This window comes from Citrobacter sp. Cpo045, from assembly GCF_030332875.1.
In the GTDB taxonomy this organism is placed as follows: Bacteria; Pseudomonadota; Gammaproteobacteria; order Enterobacterales; family Enterobacteriaceae; genus Citrobacter; species Citrobacter portucalensis.
Genome location: NZ_JAOWGZ010000061.1, coordinates 1 through 269, shown reverse-complemented (window position 1 = coordinate 269; position 269 = coordinate 1). Strand labels below are relative to the sequence as shown.

Genomic DNA, 269 nt, shown 5'->3' with positions numbered 1-269 from the left:
GCTTGTAGCTCAGGTGGTTAGAGCGCACCCCTGATAAGGGTGAGGTCGGTGGTTCAAGTCCACTCAGGCCTACCAAATTCGCCTCCGTGCTGTGTTACGGCGATGCTCGCATACTTCAGTATGCTTCGCACCACCGCGCCTTGCCCGGAAACGAATTAGGATACAGAGATTAGCATTCTACGATGGGGTTATAGCTCAGCTGGGAGAGCGCCTGCCTTGCACGCAGGAGGTCTGCGGTTCGATCCCGCATAGCTCCACCATCCCTTACT

The 269-nt window shown here is 56.1% G+C and carries 1 tRNA gene; it reads left to right on the top strand.

Annotated features, from left to right (window positions below):
- Nucleotides 1-184: 184 nt before the first annotated feature.
- A tRNA-Ala gene (locus tag OGY13_RS01700) sits at nucleotides 185-260 on the top strand.
- The last annotated feature ends 9 nt before the right edge of the window (nucleotides 261-269 follow it).